Origin of the sequence: Bacillus massilinigeriensis, from assembly GCF_900111815.1 — a bacterium.
GTDB classification, from domain to species: domain Bacteria; phylum Bacillota; class Bacilli; order Bacillales; family Cytobacillaceae; genus Mesobacillus_C; species Mesobacillus_C mediterraneensis.
Genome location: NZ_LT630004.1, coordinates 2,814,020 through 2,828,608, shown reverse-complemented (window position 1 = coordinate 2,828,608; position 14,589 = coordinate 2,814,020). Strand labels below are relative to the sequence as shown.

12 protein-coding genes and 1 pseudogene are annotated in these 14,589 nt (G+C 45.3%); 4 read left to right on the top strand and 9 right to left on the bottom strand.

Translation table 11 applies throughout. From position 1 onward, the window contains the following. Window positions 1–292 precede the first annotated feature (292 nt). Both BQ5796_RS14645 and BQ5796_RS14640 read left to right on the top strand, forming a co-directional pair. Window positions 293–1,327, top strand: a complete 1,035-nt coding sequence (locus BQ5796_RS14645) for a S66 family peptidase (RefSeq protein WP_071460894.1) — start codon at window positions 293–295, stop codon at window positions 1,325–1,327. Between the two features lie 53 nt (window positions 1,328–1,380). Further along, window positions 1,381–2,385, top strand: a complete 1,005-nt coding sequence (locus tag BQ5796_RS14640) for a plasmid pRiA4b ORF-3 family protein (RefSeq protein WP_071460893.1) — start codon at window positions 1,381–1,383, stop codon at window positions 2,383–2,385. Window positions 2,386–2,890: 505 nt separating this feature from the next. On the opposite strand, the gene BQ5796_RS14635 is transcribed toward BQ5796_RS14640, so the two are convergent. The 4 genes and pseudogenes from BQ5796_RS14635 to BQ5796_RS17495 form a co-directional block, all read right to left on the bottom strand. Then, the gene (locus BQ5796_RS14635) at window positions 2,891–3,130 is read right to left on the bottom strand and encodes a hypothetical protein (protein ID WP_071460892.1); all 240 of its coding nucleotides are present in this window, start codon (window positions 3,128–3,130) and stop codon (window positions 2,891–2,893) included. Window positions 3,131–3,328: 198 nt separating this feature from the next. Next, window positions 3,329–4,222, bottom strand: a complete 894-nt coding sequence (locus BQ5796_RS14630) for a glycerophosphodiester phosphodiesterase (protein WP_071460891.1) — start codon at window positions 4,220–4,222, stop codon at window positions 3,329–3,331. Window positions 4,223–4,443: 221 nt separating this feature from the next. Further along, a complete protein-coding gene (locus BQ5796_RS14625; protein ID WP_071460890.1) occupies window positions 4,444–4,632 on the bottom strand; it encodes a hypothetical protein in 189 nt (62 codons plus the stop codon). Window positions 4,633–5,373: 741 nt separating this feature from the next. Then, window positions 5,374–5,620 (bottom strand): annotated as a pseudogene (locus BQ5796_RS17495) (PTS transporter subunit IIC); the annotation flags it as partial. Between the two features lie 204 nt (window positions 5,621–5,824). Here BQ5796_RS17495 and BQ5796_RS14615 point away from each other — a divergent pair. Further along, a complete protein-coding gene (locus tag BQ5796_RS14615; RefSeq protein ID WP_071460888.1) occupies window positions 5,825–6,334 on the top strand; it encodes a DoxX family protein in 510 nt (169 codons plus the stop codon). Window positions 6,335–6,783: 449 nt separating this feature from the next. Next, window positions 6,784–9,489 carry an MBL fold metallo-hydrolase gene (locus tag BQ5796_RS14610; RefSeq protein ID WP_071460887.1) on the top strand — a complete coding sequence of 902 codons (2,706 nt, stop codon included), beginning with the start codon at window positions 6,784–6,786 and terminating at the stop codon, window positions 9,487–9,489. Window positions 9,490–9,533: 44 nt separating this feature from the next. Here BQ5796_RS14610 and BQ5796_RS14605 read toward each other — a convergent pair whose 3' ends face one another. From BQ5796_RS14605 to BQ5796_RS14585, 5 genes are all read right to left on the bottom strand, one after another. After that, on the bottom strand, window positions 9,534–10,019 hold the full coding sequence (locus tag BQ5796_RS14605) for a C39 family peptidase (protein ID WP_071460886.1): 486 nt from the start codon (window positions 10,017–10,019) through the stop codon (window positions 9,534–9,536). A gap of 51 nt (window positions 10,020–10,070) precedes the next feature. Continuing rightward, a complete protein-coding gene (locus tag BQ5796_RS14600) occupies window positions 10,071–10,661 on the bottom strand; it encodes a competence protein ComK (RefSeq protein ID WP_071460885.1) in 591 nt (196 codons plus the stop codon). Between the two features lie 255 nt (window positions 10,662–10,916). After that, window positions 10,917–11,420, bottom strand: coding sequence for a sigma-70 family RNA polymerase sigma factor (locus tag BQ5796_RS14595; protein ID WP_071460884.1), 504 nt, complete (start codon window positions 11,418–11,420; stop codon window positions 10,917–10,919). Between the two features lie 459 nt (window positions 11,421–11,879). Further along, window positions 11,880–13,154, bottom strand: coding sequence for a DUF871 domain-containing protein (locus BQ5796_RS17720; RefSeq protein ID WP_071460883.1), 1,275 nt, complete (start codon window positions 13,152–13,154; stop codon window positions 11,880–11,882). A 68-nt stretch (window positions 13,155–13,222) separates the two neighbouring features. Next, a complete protein-coding gene (locus BQ5796_RS14585; protein WP_071460882.1) occupies window positions 13,223–14,584 on the bottom strand; it encodes a PTS transporter subunit EIIC in 1,362 nt (453 codons plus the stop codon). Window positions 14,585–14,589: the final 5 nt, after the last annotated feature.

Here is a 14,589-nt window from a genome sequence, read left to right as displayed (position 1 = left end):
ATTAATTAAGATATTCGAAAATAAAGACTCCATGAAGGAAATACTGAACTGTATCCCCATTTACGGACAGTTTAATAAAAAGCGCCTATCACGCAGAAACACCTGGATAGATGGAATTAGTTACATACGGAATTCATCAAATTACACTTCATAATGGAGGTAGAACAACTGGTATATGACTCCACCCATAACAAGGTTTCCTGCTTCATTAAACCCTAAATATCCAAAACAAATTAAAATTTTTCAATTTTCTGTTATAATCAAAGGCACTACTATTTAGGGGGCTGGGGAGATGCTGATAAAACCAAGTAAGCTGCAGCGTGGAGACCGGATTGCGACGGTGAGTCCTTCGTGGGGTGGAGCGGGGGAATCTGAGTTTAGGCCGCGTTATGAACAAGGGGTAAAGAGGCTGGAAGAGGTGTTTGGCCTGGAAGTTGTTGCGATGCCAAACAGCCTGAAGGGGGCCGATTACCTCTATAGAAATCCTCAGGCTAGAGCGGAGGACTTAATGACAGCGTTTCGCGATAACAGCATTAAAGCGATTATCGCAAATATCGGCGGATCGGACAGCATTCGGCTGCTTCCTTATATCGATTTTGATGTGATTCGTGATCATCCAAAAATCTTTATGGGATACTCTGATATCACAATTTCCCACTTGTTCTGCTACAGGGCAGGGCTCTCTTCTTTTTACGGTCCTGCGGTTTTGACGGATTTTGCGGAGAATGTGGAAATGCATGATTATACGGTTAAAAGTATTCAACGGACGCTTTTTTCAAGTGAGAGTATCGGCGAGATTGAGCAGGCGAAAGAATGGACGAGCGAATTTCTGGAGTGGACGGTTGAAGAGAACGCGAAGCAGCGGCGGAAGATGCAGCCGAATCGTGAGGTAGAACTGCTGCAAGGTTCCGGTACGGTAAGGGGGCGCCTGCTGGGAGGGTGCATAGAAGTGCTCGAGTTTGCAAAAGGCACTGAGCTTTGGCCTGAAAAAAAGTACTGGGAGAACAGCATTCTTTTCTTTGAAACGTCTGAAGAAAAGCCGCATCCTTCCTCTATTATATATTGGCTGCGAAACTATGCTGCACAAGGTATTCTACAAAAGGCGAATGGAATGATTTTTGCAAAACCGAAGGATGAAAGTTTTTACGAAGAGTATAAGGACGCCATTCTGCAGGTGATGGAGGAATACGGTTTGCAAGACTTGCCGATCCTGTATAACTTGGATTTTGGCCATACCGAGCCGAAGTTTATTTTGCCATATGGTGCGCTCGCTGAAATCGATTGTGAAAAGAAGAAGTTTTCTATTGTGGAAAGTGGTGTCAGCTAACCCTCTCATGCGTTTGATATAATGAGATAAATTGCAAATATGGGGGAACAGCGATGCTCATTCAATGTTCGAAAAAATTGTTGGATCAACTGAAGCTTCCGGCCGTTCCAGGGAACGAAGAGGATGAGTTTTTTTCCTGGCATGCCCACATGGTTATGATAAATCGCCGGAAGACAGTCGTGCTCGTGAATGACAGCAGTCTTTATGTTGTTGTACTTTACGGATTGAAGGCAAAGGAATTTCAAAATCTAGGTCGGATTGCTAAAGACGGAATCCGCAAAACTTTCGAAGCAGAAGGAATGAAAGATGAGGTCATTGAAAAGTACCTTGATGCGTTAGGTGAGGTTTCTTTCGCAAAAACAAAAAATCGCTCTACTGTTGCAAGGATGAACAAAGCTTGTGAAACTGTTCTTTATTTCGAGGAAGACTTAGATTTGGAGAGTATGTATCAGCCTCAGCTTGGTAAAAGATTAAGCGGAATGTACGCTGGCAAGGGTAAAGTAACTATTACCCCTAGTAAGGAAATGTTTAAGCTTCTCGAGACCTTTGCCGGTGAGCCTATAATCAGAAAGGAAGCGGCGCAGCTTCTCATTAAGCTGGATGGCACGGATGTGTGGCGCCGCTTGGCAGTTCCGTTGTTTTTGCCTTTTGCGAGGCTTCATTATATTATACAGGAAGCTTTTAACTGGACAGACAGCCACCAACATGAATTTCACCTTGAAGGGAATTTTTTCTTTGAGGTCGATTCAACGCTCGCCGATTTATTCCCGAAATATCAAGAGCTAGATTATATTTATGATTTAGGAGACAACTGGGAGCATCATATTATATTTGAAAAAGTAATCGAAGACTATAGTGTCAACTATCCAATCTGTCTGGAGGGAGAGGGAAATACGCCTCCAGAGGATGTCGGTGGTGCTGGCGGATACGCAGAGTTTTTACGAATCCTGGCCGACCCAAGCGATCCGAACCATGAGCATATGCGTGAGTGGGCAAAGTGGCAGGGTTACAAGGAGTTTGATATCAAATCAGTAAATTGGAACTTGAAACATTTTTAAATTGGTGCCCTTATGGGGCGCCTTTTTTATTTGAAGCTGTTTGTTGTAAATTCATATGTACATCATCTTATCTCCGATTCTTCTATCCGGCATATCCGCAAGCTGGGTACATGTATTGCATTGCATCGAGATTTTTGCATACTTACCCGAAAAATTAAATATAGCATCAAGTTTGGTGCCTTTTCTTGTGAAAAAGTACATTTTGGATAAAAAGATGTCAGTAGCAGCAATATGTAACCGATTACACAAGCCGTTATTGGTCGTGAACTACTGCCGCAGAAGGTGCTATCAACGGTAAAAGGTGATTTATCTACGGTAAACACGAATTTATCTACGGTAAATCACCATATATCTACAGTAATCCTTAGTATATCTACAGTAGAGTCCTTTTAATTGTAATTATGTATAAAATAGGAAAATAAACATACGCAAACTCTCTCTCAGCATCCTCACTCCACACCAAAAAACTTGCAGCCAAAATTAGCTGCAAGTTTTCTTCTAGAACTTAGGCATATTTGATGCCGGCTGGCTTAACGTTTTCGATATTATCGGAACTGCACGGTGTGACAGCGTAAGTCATCTCGCAGTTCGGGCAGTTGGCTATAACAGTTGGCATGGTGAACTTTTCACCGCATTCACAATGGATTTCAAGTGGCGCGAGGGGCTGGTGATTTTCTTTTCCTTTGTATTTGACATGGTCTACAATCGCCTTGCCATCTTTCAAACTGGAACAACCACAGCTCATGAAGCAGCTCTCCTTTGAGGGTAGTTAATTTTTGGATAACATAAAAATAACATATTGCACCGAATAACAATGTGATTTATATCACATTATGCTATTTTCTTTGTAGACGTCTGACCGTTAAAATGAGCACGGTCATGCTCAGCCAGCAGCATGCGCAAGAAAAAGGCTTAGCCTGGGAGAAACCCGACTTGAAAACTCTTACCTTGAAGCTCGTTTCCCTTTTTCCTCTGATAAAATATCGGCAAAATTGGTGATGACACCGTTTGCCCCCATTTCCTGAAGCGACTGTGCAGGCTCTTTTTCGTTAACGGTATATGGGTGAAGGAAAAGGCCTGCTTCTTTGACCTTTTTCACGTAGTCTTTAGACATTCTGGAAAACTTCGGTCCAACGCCCACCGCATACGTCTTAATTTCAGCGAGCTCTTTTTTCGTGACTTTCTTGTTTTTTTTCAAATGCTGCAGCTGGATGAGCGGTATGTCCTTGTTCAGCTTATGGATATTGGTGAGACTTTCGCTGCTGAATGACTGGATGACGACTGCCCCTTTTGCGAGATCTCCATCGAGAAGACCGTGTTGATCGAGCAGAGTAATCAATTCTTTTTCCATGCCGGGATGGTCCTTCGGGTGTTTTGTTTCGATGTAGTAGTTCGCCTTGCTTCCAAAGGTTTTTAGAATTTCTTTTAACGTCGGCACTTGAAGTCCCTTATAGTGAGGGCTGCTATGGTTGGGGAATTTCTTGTTGAACCACGACCCTGCATCTAATTGCTTCAATTCTTTTAACGTATAGTCCTTTACATAGCCTTTTCCGTTCGTTGTTCTGTTTACCTTCTCATCATGCATGGCGACAAGCTCGCCGTCCTTCGTCATTTGCAGGTCAATCTCGATGTAATCTGCACCCATTTTTTTGGCAAGCTTGTAAGACTCAAGCGTATGCTCAGGTGCATAGCCACTCGCCCCGCGATGAGCGATAATCAGGAATTTATCTTCCTTCAGCATATCCTCCTGGCTTGTTGCCTCGATTAACTTAACGGTAAAAAAACTTGCCCCAATTAAAAATGCTAATACAATTGATGTAACGAATACTTTTTTCAAGACAATCACCCTTTGGATAGTCGTGACTTGCTTTTGGGATAATATCTGTAAAAAGTATTGTTGTCATACAAGCAGTTTATGGATGTTAAGGTTAGTGAGAATTTTAAATGGAGTGCCGGCTCCTGGTGCGAGAAGAGTGGAGGATGACTCTTTTCGCACCGGCAGAAGGATGCTGCGAGGATTAGTCCGCTTGGGCAGTGATGGTAGGGAGTTTGCCCTTTTTAGCTTCTTACAAGGATTTGGTTTTTCTCGCTGCAAAACTGCTCGTGTTTCCGGATGAGTTCTTCGAGACGTTGACTGAACCGCTTTGCTTTGTTGCTGTTAATTCCATATTTCAGCACAATCTCGATGAAACTCTCTTTAAATAAGGAAAGCCGCAATTCCAAATACTCTTCTTCGAGTGGGTGCATACCCCTGCCCCCTTTTTACTATATTTACACAGCGACAATCTATATTGTAACGAAACGGAGAGCAAGGGGCAATAATCCTGGAAAAAGTATATTGGGATATTTTGTTGAAAAGTAAATAATACAGGGAAGAAAGCAGACTCTTTTAAAATATAGAAAACGGAAATGGCCTAGCAGAAATGGATTTGTAAACCAATCCGGTTGGGAAATAAGAGTGGGGATTTGGAAAATAAAAAGGTGATCCAACCCCTGATCGGACAATAAAATGCCCATTTTGGATAATAAAAGTGAGAAATCGGATAATAAAATGCCATTTCGGATAATAAGCGAGTGGAACGGCAAATAGAAAGGTGCTCGACTAATGGTCGGACAATAAAATGCCGAGAACGGACAATAAAAAGGAGAAATCAGACTTAAGCTTTAATATGAAAGAAAACTTAAAGTTACGTCAAGAACATCTACAAATTCTAAGAAGGTTCCTTCACCTTTCCATTCATAACAGTAAGATTTATTAAGAATAATTTTACAATAAATACAAACATTATTTATTTTCTTGCTTTGGAGATTGGATTAAATAAAGATAATCGTTATTTGAAACTGATAGATGAACCAGAGGCTGGTAAAAACTACGATTATTTCTGGAGTTTTTGAGTTAGACTTACTCTAAAGTAAAGCCCTTCACACCATTTGTGCTCCGGACTCATCATCAGCTTCCTGCCAGCACTGCTGTTGCCAGTACTAGGTGTAGACGCCGCCAGCAAATGGAATGGTTTGGAGTGAGCGAGAATACTATGAGGTTTGTTCCGCCGCTCCGTTTTTTTTCGATAAAGTCAGGACCTGTGAAAGCAGCGACAATGATGAACATCAATGCCATTGTCAGTGCGAGTGTGACAGAAGAGTCACGAAGGAAGCCTAGTGACTTTGGCATTTTGATCTCTTCTGTTGTTTTTTCCTTGTTGTCGAAGTATTTGCCGATTGTTCCGGAAACGAATTAGCCGATGGAGAAGGAACGGGAGGGTTAGCCGTTGGGGTTCCTGGGCGGGAACGCTAGGGGCTAGTCCTTTTGTTACTCTATTTGTCATAATCTTTTTAACGAAGTGTGAACTTTGTCACGTGGATGATCCAAGGGCGGTGGTTTTTGATATATTAACAGTGTAATCAAATATATCTTTTATATCGAAAGGAAGCGATCATAATGGTTGCAAATTTTTTAAGGGAAAGCAAAGTTGCTGCCGGCATTCTTCTTGTCATCCGTTTGTTCCTTGGATATTCTTGGCTGACTGCAGGATATGGTAAATTGACTGGTGGATTCGATGCTTCAGGCTATCTGAAAGGCGCAATTGCAAACCCTGTTAAAGGGCCGGACGGCAGTGTTGTCTATGGCTGGTATGTATCTTTCCTAGAGAAATTCGCTTTGCCGAATGTAGATATTTTCAATTCAATTGTTCCTCTTGGAGAATTCCTTGTCGGACTAGGCTTGATTCTTGGCTGCTTGACAACTGCTGCAATGTTCTTCGGACTTGTGATGAACTTTGCCTTCTTCCTCGCAGGAACTGTATCTCATAACCCTACTGACCTGTTCCTAGGCGCAATTGTCCTTTTCGCAGGCTACAACGCAGGCCGCTTCGGACTAGACTACTGGGTTATCCCATACCTGCGCAAAACCTTCAATATGAAGGATAGCACAAAGACCAATCTCGTCTAACTAAAGCACCAAAGCGTGCCTGACCCCCGGCGAGTTAAAGCACCAAAGCGTGCCTGACCCCCGGCGCGTTAACGTACTAAATCATATGTGTTTGGAGAAAAATCCCGGCTTCTCAGCCGGGATTTTTGTGTCGTTGGGAGTCCAAACTCGCGACAGCTGTATGTTAAAATATGAGAATAACATAAAGCAATGCTTTCGCTCTGTCGATTTAGAAAACGAGAATAGATCATATAATAATAGACAATACTAAGCAAGACTCTATATACTATCCAACAGAAACCTTATAAAGCGATTCTGCGAATGATCGTACATAAATGGGAATCAGCACATAAAGAATAAAAGAATTAAAGAATGATTAAGATTAGTTTTGCAACACCTTTCCTTGAAAAAAAGTTGACAACTTCTACATTCTGATAAATCAAGCAAAAAAGCAAAAGGGAGGACATTCTATGAATATCAATATTTTAGGTGGAGGAAGCGAGGTAGGTGCATCTTGTCTCCATATCAATATGGCCGGAACGGATATCTTAATTGATGCCGGAATGCGCATGCATGGTGATGACCTTCTTCCTGCACTGGGGATGCTCGAGAATGTAGGCCGCCCTGATGCTATACTCGTCACACATGCCCACGCTGATCATATCGGCGCACTGCCGATTGTTCACGCCCTTTACCCTGATGCTCCGCTCTATGCAACTCCGCCAACAATCGATTTGATGAACATTATGATGCGGGATTCATTGAAAATCATGGAACAGCGCAGCAAGCAAGCGGGGACGCTTCCCCCGTATACGGAAGACCAGGTTAACGCCGTGCTTCAGAACGTCATCTCTTTCCCGGCAAGCAACAAGCTCTCCATCGGAAATATAAACATAACCAGCTACCGGGCTGGTCACATTCTTGGCGCTGTCATGTTCCTGCTCGAAGGTGGCGGCGAGACGCTGCTTGTCACAGGAGATTTGAGCTTTAAAGCAGGCAGGACCATTCCTGGTGCCGAAGTGCCCCACAGCATCCAGCCTGATGTCGTTATAATGGAATCCACTTATGGAAATCGCGCGCATACTGACCGAAATACCGAAGAGAAGCGGCTTGCCGAGGATGTGGCCGATGTCATTGCAGGCGGAGGCTTCGCGCTCATCCCGGCATTCGCCCTGGGCCGTGCCCAAGAGGTGCTGCTCGTTCTTCAAGATTATATGGAAAAAGGGCTCATACCTGAGTTTCCGATATTCGTCGATGGACTTGTGACACCAATCAGCAGGATTTATCGCGAATATCCGCACTATTTAAAAGGGCCAGTCGCACACCGAGTCCGAACCCATGGAGATGCCTTCTTGACCGAACGCTGCCGTGCTGTGAATCCTAGAGAGCGGGAAGCCATTTTAAAAGGCAAACCAGGCTGCATCGTGGCATCCTCTGGCATGCTGACAGGCGGCGCAAGCTCATGGTATGCTGAAAAGCTCGTTTCCGGTGAAAAAAACGCCATCTTCATTACTGGCTATCAAGATGAAGAGAGCCCTGGCAGAAAGCTTCTAAACCTTGCCGAAGGGACGACCCGGAATCTCGAACTGAGCGGTGTCGACTATGAAGTCCAATGCCGGATTGGCAAGTACGGCTTGTCCGCCCATGCTGACGCAAATGAAATGAACCGTTTTATTCATACGTTAAAACCAAGCTACACGCTGCTTGTCCACGGCGACGACGAGGCGCGCGCCCAGTTGGCTGGAATCCTTAACCCGCTGTATCGGCCGGAGCTTGTGGAAAATGGAGGCTCCTACGCTTTTGAAAAAAGAACTTCCGGAAAAGGCATGAAAGGAAAGAGGTATCAAGTCAGCGAGTCTAGTGAGAATCTGCGTAAATTGATCGGGAACGTATTGCTATATAAAACAGAAGGAGGAAGCGATTGTAAACTGGCAATCTGCACTGGTGTGCATCCAAAAAATGACATCCTTTTTTGCACCACACTGAAAGGCAAGCCTGTCAAGCTAGCGTTGGACACTGTCTTGGATACAGTTGGCCGTTGGAACGGACCAATCACGGAATTGACTGAAGCGGCCAATACGGCGTTTTCGTTCAACCGCCCTATTTTAGAAAAAATAGATTGGAGCGCTGTAAATCAAGGAACATACTCCTTCCCTTCCCTTTCACAGGCACTAGGCATCACATCAATGGAAGAAATGCTTTCCGTTGCAGTCATGCTCCAGGCACTTCCGGAAAGAGCAATCTCAAGAAAAAATGGAACAGCTGTATACACATTGGATAAGGCAGCATTAGAAAAGTTTTCCCGACTGGATATTGCAGTACAAGGATTGAAAATGAATCCGGCAGCAGCGATGGAAAAAACAAGAGCGCTAATGGGGGAGCACCCACGGTTTTTACGTTGCGGTGCGGATGATATAGGAACGGAAAGAGAAAGGCTCACATTATACTTTGATTTCCCTGACAGCATTAGCGAAAAAGAACAATCTGAAATTGTACATCTTCTGAAAAAAGAGACAGGCTGGGACATTTCTTTTTCGAGTTCCGTCAGGCAGGATCTGCTTCAGTCGCAAGTTATCCGGCTGATTGGATCAACAGGAGGCCCTGTTTCTATTCGGCTTCATGAGAGGAAAGTGGTCGTGCCTGTTACAAAGCCGGACAATGGGGATGCAGCGCTGAAAGAGTTCTTGGAGACGACGGGATTTACGCTCCAGTTTAAAGAAGAGGCGCAAATGGCTTCGCAATCAAATTTTTTTACTGCTGGGGCATCGGAAAAAAGAATGGAAAACAATCAGGCAATTGAAGAAGCGAAAAAATGGGCAGCAGACAGGGGTATCACCGTTTATAAGACTGGCCTCAAACAGCAGGATGGAGGTACAATCATGGAAGTCCACTTCATTTCCCCTGAAGTGGCTGTCCGGCATACAACCGATTTGGAGGAGCTGTCTTGGCGAATTGGGATGCCGGTCACCTATGCAAAAAACCCGAAGCAGAATGAAATTATTCGTCTAGCAGGGGAAAGTATTCCTTCAAGCTGGATTATGAAAAAAAACCCCTCGATTTTTGTGGACCGTAAGGCGGTTGGGATTAAACTTGAGAACACGCCAGAGCAAGCGGAGAGAGAAGAAGTTTCGCGTAAAGTGTTACAGTTAACTGGATATACATTGGAGATTTTATAGAAATGGGAGGAGCACCGCTTTTTAAAGGGGGCTCCTTTTTTAGGTTAATAGGAAAGCGCTCGTTTACTTTGATTGCTCCATAGGGTTTGGAAAGTGCTTTTACTAAGGCGGGTATTGCCTCGGCCTGTCCAAGGATCATTATAGTAGAAATATTTTTCGTCATATCCTGTCAGAACGAGAGCATGCACAGTAAATCCGTGCATAGGAGAGACCCAAACGACGATAGGCTTACCGTTGTAAAGCACTTCTTCAAGCGCGGAGATGGCGGCACCTGTCAGGTTGATGGAGTGCCCCCTATATTTTTTAACAAGGTCCATTAGTGCTGGTGGATAAATCGTCCAGCCCTCTGTCGTAAAAGGGTCCCCGACATAGCCTTTGTCAGGGTCGGTATCATGACGCAGCATTTTATGGGCTAGCTGCTTTTTGCTGACGGTTGCCCCTTTATAGCACAGCATCATGGTGACAGCAGTTATTTCACATCCTGTTGGAAGTTCAGGCAGCTGGGGAATTGTTGGGACAAGAAGTTTTATGCTGTTTTTTTTGATTTTGTTTTCCTCCTCTTTGCAGCGTCAATAGGAAGGTTACTTCACTAACCCCGATATTCCGTCATCACCAGTTTCATTCGAAGACTCCTCGCGAGTAAGTGTTAGAAGGCCGGTTTCTTGGCTGTAGAAGTAATCGTGCTGCTTTGTAGGTTGATAGGGTTCAATCAGACCTTCATTCCGAGCATAGGAGATTCGCTGAAGCTGTTCTGCTTTGTCCTTTTTTTGAATAAATTGCCCATATCTTGAGGGGATAACAAGGGTGCGGTCATAGATGAAAAAGATCTTTGTGTGGCGGTCATGAGGTACTGTATTTAAAATATGCTGAACATTGATGAATATACAACCATGTTTCGATGGTGACTTCGTTGGAAAAAGGCAAACCGCATGGCGCGGAATGACGATGAATGGTGTCATTTTAATATTGCCGAATAGTTTTTTAGCAGAAGCGAGTGCTCCCTGCAAATTTGAACCATAGTAGTTTAGAGTATCTTCGATTATTGCTTGCGGTGTCATATTGACGAGAAAATCTTTTCCTTTTTCGAGGACTCTTGTGATTGGTCTTCCATTCTGATCGTAAACGCCTGTCAACCAACTAGTATCCTTGCTGATTAAATAATTGCTTAGCATGAAGGAACCCCTCTCGCGGGAAAATTAGTTCAGATGTTAAGGGAAAACAATCTGTGCATTAAAAGTAACATTTTTTTGAAAATAATAAATGGATTGGAAGTAAAATTCAAAAAAATGTCAAGAATTTATGTCTTTTTCCGCTTGAAATTGCTGACTATATTTGTATTAACAACCATGTATACATTAAAAATAGAGAAAAGGTTTTATTGTAAGGTGTGTTAGCTTTCCTCTTTCTGAGTATTTAATTAATGATGATTAATCGTCCATTTGGCCGGATAGAATGGCGTTTTTTAGTTTTTCCTTTGCTCCTGCTCGCCACTGTTTTACAGCGGAAGGAGAAACATTTTCTTTTGCGGAGATTTCCTTGATTGTCATTTTATCTAAACAGTGGTGGAACACCCATTTCGTTTGATTTTTAGTTAAGTGTCCAGCGGCGCAATAGCTTTGCAGCAGTTCTTTCTCGAGGACTGGGCTAGGGCGATTGTCCTGGAAAGCATTCAAAAGTTCGTCTGTGGCGGGAGTGGCGGTCTGAGATTCACGGTTGTGCTTTGTTAATTCTGTGAGGAAGAGTCCTCTAATGGTTGTGTAGGCGTATGAAGTGAAGTCCCCTTTGCTGCCGTTGAACTGATTGCGGGCTTTCCATAAGCCGATGAGCCCTAGTTGGAAAAATTCCTCCTTGTTTTTGTATATATGCAGCGAGTTCATCAGTCCGTTGATCAGCGGTGTGTATTGGCGGTAAAGGTGCTCGAAACTTTCCATTGTGCTTCCTTTCGGAAAGCGCGCTTTGCATTTAGTTTCCCGGGTACCTTAACCATAGTAGAAGGCGAGTTTTCAGTCTAATCGTGATAATACAAATTTGGGGAGAAAATAGGGGAGAAAACGGAATTTCAGCAGCTTTTTCACTCCATTTAAAGATGAAAACAGCGAGTTGGGTGTAGGAAAAGCATTTATCACATTAAAGCAATGGGGGCCTGACCCCCGGCGCGGTGATGCGGTAAAGCGGAAGCTGTTCATACATCAAACCAGTCTCAGCGTATGGACACTTTGTCGCTTCACCACACTGCTGCACCGGGGGTCAGGCACGGTGGGGTGGAGTGATGTGGTGATGCTTTAACCTGGTAAATCAACCTGACTCTACCTCTTAAAACAAGTGATCGCCAGGCAGAGTCCAATCCATCACTGGCCACACTGCCCCCCACACCTCATCTCCTGCAAGACTTACACCCACTCTATTTTGAATTTTTGTCCTCCTCCGATAAACGGCAGAAGCGGGAGGTCAGCATCGATCACACTACCGATAACATTCACCCGCTCATCGCGTGGTAAGTCTCGTTTCGCAATTTGGATTTCTCCCTGATATCGTCCGTACCGCTCGTTGTCTACCGTAATCGAACCTGCACGACGCTCTGTTGTATTGTCAGGCACCACTCCGCCGGGACCAATTGTCGCATAAAGCCGTGATTCGAGCGATCGGATGACATCCCGCGCAGCATCCGGCCTGTTCGTGTGGACGGTTCCGACCTTTAAGAGCATGCGCCCGAAAGGGATCCTTTCATTATCCGAAAGCAAGTTCCCGCTAAGGTTGCTTCCATCCTTTGCGGGCAAGCTAGAACTCAAGCCACCCGCCCGTCCGGTCGATAAGCCTCCATCCGTTTCCCCCGGAACCGAAGCCGCAGCCGGAACCGAAGCCGAAGCCGCAGCCGGAACCGAAGCCGCAGCCGCAGCCGGAACCGGAACCGTATCAACAGCCGGAACCGTAGCCGCGCGCGCGCGCAGGAGCACCACGCCATCCTGATACATCGCGAACTGCTCCAGAGTATCGTCGCTTATCTGGATATCCCCAACGAGCACCTTGTCCACACCCTCGCACTCGAGCAAATCCACATATGCCGCAAACGGAGATTGACTCCGGTGGTCCTCAAGCGTCGGCAGCCCCTCATGCAGCGGCCCCCGCAGCATAGCATCTCCAGGAATAAAGGCCATGACGCCAAGTCCTGCTTCCTTAATCAGCCGATTTTGCCGGCGGAAAAAATTACGGTCTAGCCCTGTTTCTCTTCTTGGGTAAAAATTATGCCAAGCCTCCGCATTTTCCGTTATAAGCCCAAACTTCCTCAAACTATCCAGGCCAGCCTCCGTCAATGTGCTCGCATTCAAGGCAACTCTCATTTCATGCGAAAGCTGGACAATGACCTCGTCCGCCACGCCATAGTCGATTCTCAGCCCTGAAAGTCCCCAGTTCAAAAGCTTTCCGGCTGTCTCCCATGTACAGCCGAGATGCTCCAACGACTTTCTGGAAATATCCGCCATCAGTTCCATGCCAATCTCCCTTGCCAATCCTCCAAGCTCCTGCAGCCGACTTTTATACATACCAGGGTCATCCTCAGGAATATGAAGGGAAGTGAAAATGGACTTGCAACCAGCTCCCCGCATCTTGCGAATGTAAGCTTCTTGTTTTTCCATAGTCTCAGAGAGATACACAGAAATACCGAGCATATCCTTTTCCTCCTTCTTGTAAAAAGAAAAGCCTGACATAAGGTATGCAGGCTTTCCAGGTTTATTTTTTAAATATTCTCCGCCATTTCATCCTTAAACCCAAACAGGTAGGTGAAAATAAATCCAAAGATGTACGCGATGAGAATCCCGGCAAGATAAAGCAAGTATTTATTGTCAGCGATCAGCGGTGTGAGCGACAATCCGGAAACGCCAATGCCTGTAGCTGCCGTTTTCATCACTGCCTGGAATGCGCCACCCATCGCTGCACCAAGGCAAGCGGTGATGAACGGACGGCCTAGCGGCAAAGTGACCCCATACAATAGCGGTTCGCCGATGCCGAGGAAACCAACAGGAAGGCCACCCTTGATAATGTTGCGCAAGCGCTTGTTTTTTGTTTTAGCATAAATGGCAATTGCTGCGCCTACCTGACCTGCACCAGCCATTGCAAGCACTGGTAAAAGCGGCGTGTTGCCCAAAGTGTTGATCAGCTCCATATGAATTGGGGTCAGCCCGTGATGGAGTCCGACCATGACGAGCGGCAGGAAAAAGCCCGCGAGCAGAGCACCAGCTACAATTCCGCCAACATCAAGAATCATCTTAATCGCAGAAGTGATGCCGTCAGAGAGAATTCCAGCAATCGGCTGGATGGCAACGAGCGAGAACATTCCGACAACCAAAAGGGTGATAAGAGGTGTAAAAATGATGTCAATAGAGTTTGGCATGCCTTTTCTCACTTGTTTTTCCACAACAGCCATCAGCCATGCGGCGAACATAACTCCAAACAACCCGCCGCGCCCTGTAACCAATGGTTCACCAAAAAGCTGGATTTCTGCGAGTGCTGGACTGAACAGGATACCGCCGGCAATTGCGCCGAGAACAGGGGTGCCGCCGAACTCTTTTGCAGTATTCCAGCCGACAAGGATGGCAAGGTAAGCAAATACAGCGCCGCCAATCACGAGAAGAAGCTGCATCCAAGTTGCTTTTTCATCGACGCCGGCATTCTTTGCGAAGTTTGCTGCACCGTTGATGATACCTGACGCAACAAGCCCTGGAATCAGTGGAATGAAAATGCTGCCGATCCGACGGAGAAGATTTTTTACAGGTGTGTTATTTTTCTGCTTGATGCCGGCTCTTATATCTGACGCGGTGTTGAATGATTCTTCCGCCGCTTCCCCAGACCGGATGCCGGTAAGTCTGCTTATTTCGTCCGTGACTTTGTTGACAGTTCCTGGGCCGACGACGATCTGAAGCGTATCATCTTCAATTACGCCCATGACACCGTCAATTTCCTTCAGCGCTTTGATATTGGCAAGGCTGTTGTCCCGCAGGCTCAGGCGAACCCGTGTCATGCAGTGGGCAAGGCTTTTAATATTGTTCTGTCCGCCAATATGCTCAAGGATTTCTTTAGCCAAACGCTGTTCTTTTTTCATGAGTA